This is a genomic window from Novosphingobium sp., assembly GCF_036733805.1.
In the GTDB taxonomy this organism is placed as follows: domain Bacteria; phylum Pseudomonadota; class Alphaproteobacteria; order Sphingomonadales; family Sphingomonadaceae; genus Novosphingobium.
This window is the reverse complement of sequence record NZ_DAIMZT010000111.1, coordinates 1-4,167: the sequence shown is the minus strand read 5'-3', so window position 1 is coordinate 4,167 and position 4,167 is coordinate 1. Positions and strand designations below refer to the sequence as shown.

Genomic DNA, 4,167 nt, shown 5'->3' with positions numbered 1-4,167 from the left:
TACCCGCCGACTCGCGGGTCATGCTCCTCCTGTCGTCAGCCAATCGGGATGAGCGCCGCTTCGAGGCGCCGGATATGTTCGACATTCACCGCAAGGAAAAGCGGCATATCGCCTTCAATGTGGGCATTCATCATTGCCTGGGATCATCGCTCGCACGGCTCGAAATGCGGATCGCGCTCGAGAAGCTGCTCGCGCATCTGGGCGAATTTTCGCTCGACCTGGACAAGGCCGTCCGCGTCGCATCGCTCAATTTCCGGGGCTTCCGCTCGCTTCCTGTTCACGCAGCCTCCTAAAGATCAAGGACCAAGCCCATGAAAATCTCGACCATCCGCCATGACGGTGTTTCCCAGTTGGCTGTCGCCAGTATGAGCGGGCGTGGCCTGCTTCTGCTCGATCGGGCCTTTGCCGCAGCCGGCCTGGGCGAGGCTCCTTCATCCATGCGGGCTCTGATCGCCGGAGGACCCGAACTGCTCGCACAGGTCCAGCATGCCGTCGAAATTGCGGAATCCTCCTCGGCGGCTTCGAACTATGTGGGAGAAGACGCCATCACCTGGCTGCCCCCCGTACCCGACCCGAGCAAGATCATCGGTGTCGCCATGAACAATAATCGGCTCAACAATACAGCGCATGTGGAGCCTGCGGGGCCCATGTTCTTCCTCAAGCCGCCCTCGTCGCTGGTCGGCCATGGCGCCGACATCGAGATCGGCTCGGACTATGGGTTCACCTTCCCGGAACTCGAGCTGGGCCTTGTCATTGGCAAGCGCGCGAAACATGTCTCGCGCGATGACGCGCTGGATTATGTGTTCGGGTACACGATCGTGGACGACATCACCTCGCAAGGGTTGAAGCGCGGCGATTCGATCGCAGTGGACGTCACGCCCGAACAGAAAAGCTCGCCGGGCTATGAGGGCTATTTCGACTGGCGCCGCGAACATGGTGAGGATGATCTGAGCATCTACTTTACCTATCACGCGCGCTCGAAGGGCGCGGACACCTTTGGGCCGATGGGTCCCTATATCACGACAGCCGACGAAATTGCCGACCCCGACGCACTGGCTGTGCGCGGCTATGCGGACGGCGAGGAGTTCGCTTCCGACACGACGGCCAATTACAGCTACCCCGTCCGCCAGATCATCGCCCATGCGAGCCGCTACTTCACGCTGGAGCCGGGCGACATCATCACGTGCGGCACGGCCGCGCGCGGCAATGAGCGCTTCCCCCGGGCGCACCATGAGATCGACATGAGCCGGATGACGCCGCAGATCGATATCGAGATCGATGGGCTTGGACGGTTGTCGAACAAGGTAACGCACGTCTGATGCGGGCAAACAGGCGGTGCCGGATTTGGTCAAGACCAGCTGCGGCATCATTCGCGAACTGGAAAAGCGCATGCGTTTCTTTACCCTTGTCAGTCGCGACCGGTTCGAGCGACAGATCGCATTGCGCGCGGGATCGCGATTGGCCTGTCAAACCCGCTCGGATGAGATCGCTGAAAACGGCATGGTGGAAGTCGCGCCCGACGACTGATTTCGTCCCTTTGCGGCTTGCGCAGACAATTGGAGAGACCGGCTATGTTCGACAATCGCAAGGCAGTTCCCCGCAGCATCCTGATCTTCGGGGCGGCCGGGCACATAGGTAGACCCTTGGCGGATTTTCTGTCGCGAGAGGCACCGGGGATCAGTCTTCGCCTCGTATCGCGCGACCTGGCCAGGGGGAGGGAGCTGCAATCCCGCTTTGCACAAGCTGAGGTCGTCCAGGCGGATTATGCCGATCCGGCCTCGCTCGCTCGCGCGGTCAGCGGCATGGAGGGGATATTCGTCCTCACGCCATCCGGCACTGACGAAAGGCAGGCGATGGGGAATCTTGTCGACGCCGTCCGGGAGGCAGGAACCAGCCCGCACATTATCAGGCTGGTCGGTTATCAGCCCGAATATAATCCGCATCGTATCGGGCCGTGGCTGACCGACCACGGCATGGGCCTGCCCATCCAGCATCCGCTGGCAAAGAGGCTGCTCGACGACAGCCTGCTGCCAGTCACCTATCTGAACTGCGGGGCGACCTTCATCGATAATTTCGCCCGCTGGATGGCGCCTGGCCTTCGCGAACGCAGGACGCTCATCTGGCCGGAGCGCCTGATACCCTATCTTGATCCTCGGGACATTGCGGAGGTAGCGGGACGGGTGTTCCTGTCCGACAACCACCGGCACATCGGCCAGTTCCACACGATGAACAATGGCCAGGATATCCTGCGCTTCGCAGAGGTCGCGACGCTCATGTCGGAACTCTGGGGCGAGCCGATCGCCTATGACGGCAGCAAGGAGACGTTCTTCGAGGAATATGCGCACATGGGTGAAGCCCGGCTGCAGTTTTTGTGGGCGTTCTTCGAATATGAGGCCAACAACGAAGTCGTGTGGGCGCGAAACGATTTCGTCGAGCGCATGCTGGGTCGCAAGCCGGTTTCCGTGAAAGACTGGCTCGTCGAGAACAGGGTGAAGATCCTCGGTTGAGATGACCACCCAGGATCATGATTGACCCGGAATTCCGGCGCGTTTCCGACTATCCAAGCCAGTCGGAAGCGACGCTCAGGCGCTCTTGCTCCCATGGCCTCGATAGGATCGGAGCATGATGTTCAGCATCTTCTCAAGGCCGTCGCGCTGTTCCAGCGGAATGCTGCTGGTCAACTCCTTCTCGATCGCCATCTGAAGCGGGATGGCCTGCTCGACCGCAGCACGTCCCTTGTCCGTCAGTACGACCAGCACGCGTCGGCGATTTTCGGGATCGGTCTGCCGGACCAGCAGACCGTCGCGTTCGAGGCGGTCGAGATTGCTTGTGACCGTGGGCCTTGCGACGCCGAGAATATCGGCCAGCTGGCTGGGTTCTATCGAGTCCAGAGCATAGGCGTTGACCATGATACGAAAGCCCGCCCAACTCCACCCCAATGGTCGATGAACCTCGAACTCCAGTCGTTGCTCGGCGTGCCGCGCAAGCCTGATGATATGCCATATGATGCGCGATGCGCTGCGGGCCTCGCTCCCGCGCCCTTTTGTGAACGCGTTTGAAAGCCGCGCGAGCGCCTTCAATTCTTCTTCGACATTGGGTTCAGACATCCGCGTGTCACGCTCCAGTTTTGTTGATTCCTGAGACCATAATTTAGCCCGCAAGGGAACCCGTAAAACTTGACGTCTAACAATTAGACATCTAACTTAAAGAAAGAATCAGACAAGCTTGGAGAGAGACTTGGAGCCTGCCGTCACGCAAATTGGCTATCTCGAGATCGAGACTGCGGCGAGGCCCTCCTGGCTCAAGCTTGCGAGCCTGATCGGCTTTGAGATTGATGTACGCGACCATGCTGCAGGATTGCGCATGGATGCCGATCGCTGGGCCCGGATCATTCTGCGCGAAGGCGAGGCCGAGCGTCTGTCCGCAATTGGCTGGGAGGCCGCGTCTCCGACTGACTTCCAGGCGATTGTTCAGCGGCTGGAGCAGGAGGGTGCGGCACCGAAGGATCGACCCGACCTCGCGCTCCTGCAGAATGTCGAGCGGCTCGCCGAATTCACCGACCCAGACGGTAATCGCTGCGAACTCTTCTGGGGCGCACGAACGACGATCCGAAGTCCGTTCCGATCACCCGAGCATGTGACATTTGTCGCAGGCGAGAGCGGCATGGGGCATGCAACGCTGGCGGTCGCGGACATCGCCAGGAGCATCGCCTTCTACCAGAAGGCGCTGGGACTGAAGCTGACCGAAATCGCCGATGTCGGCCAATTGCAGGTGGCATTCCTGCGGGCGGGCACGCGCCACCATAGTTTGGCGATGGCGCAGACGCCTTCGGGCCGTCCCGGCATCGACCATATCATGGTGGAAGTGGCGACGCTCGACGATCTGGGTGCGATCCGGGACCGATTGATCGCAGGCGACCACCCGATCGAGCGCGATCTTGGGCGGCATCCCACCGACGGCGTGGTCTCGCTCTACGCGGCGACGCCTGCGCCGTTCAATCTGGAAATTGGCTGGGGTTCGATCGCCGTCGATGAACGGACCTGGGCCAAAGATCGATATGAGCGCCGGGGCTGGTCGTGGGGCCACCGCAAGCCCGGCGCGCCCGAAGCGCAATTGGGGGCGATCGAACCCCATCAAAATTAGAAACGATCGGCATCGGCAATCGCA

At 60.9% G+C, this 4,167-nt stretch carries 6 protein-coding genes; 5 read left to right on the top strand and 1 reads right to left on the bottom strand.

Going from position 1 to position 4,167, the window contains the following annotated elements; all coding sequences use genetic code 11:
• The 4 genes from V7D69_RS15415 to V7D69_RS15400 form a co-directional block, all read left to right on the top strand.
• On the top strand, positions 1 to 293 hold a 293-nt coding region (locus tag V7D69_RS15415; protein WP_333606251.1), incomplete at its 5' end, for a cytochrome P450.
• Between the two features lie 18 nt (positions 294 to 311).
• Positions 312 to 1,319, top strand: a complete 1,008-nt coding sequence (locus V7D69_RS15410; protein ID WP_333606250.1) for a fumarylacetoacetate hydrolase family protein — start codon at positions 312 to 314, stop codon at positions 1,317 to 1,319.
• 25 nt (positions 1,320 to 1,344) lie between these two features.
• Complete coding sequence (locus V7D69_RS15405; RefSeq protein ID WP_333606249.1) at positions 1,345 to 1,527, top strand: hypothetical protein; 183 nt, start codon at positions 1,345 to 1,347, stop codon at positions 1,525 to 1,527.
• 44 nt (positions 1,528 to 1,571) lie between these two features.
• Positions 1,572 to 2,507 carry an NmrA family NAD(P)-binding protein gene (locus tag V7D69_RS15400; protein ID WP_333606248.1) on the top strand — a complete coding sequence of 312 codons (936 nt, stop codon included), beginning with the start codon at positions 1,572 to 1,574 and terminating at the stop codon, positions 2,505 to 2,507.
• A 75-nt stretch (positions 2,508 to 2,582) separates the two neighbouring features.
• On the opposite strand, the gene V7D69_RS15395 is transcribed toward V7D69_RS15400, so the two are convergent.
• Positions 2,583 to 3,107: a MarR family winged helix-turn-helix transcriptional regulator gene (locus tag V7D69_RS15395; RefSeq protein WP_333606247.1), complete on the bottom strand. Its 525-nt coding sequence runs from the start codon at positions 3,105 to 3,107 to the stop codon at positions 2,583 to 2,585.
• Positions 3,108 to 3,237: 130 nt separating this feature from the next.
• Between V7D69_RS15395 and V7D69_RS15390 the strand changes: the two genes are divergently transcribed.
• Positions 3,238 to 4,143: a VOC family protein gene (locus tag V7D69_RS15390; RefSeq protein WP_333606246.1), complete on the top strand. Its 906-nt coding sequence runs from the start codon at positions 3,238 to 3,240 to the stop codon at positions 4,141 to 4,143.
• Positions 4,144 to 4,167: the final 24 nt, after the last annotated feature.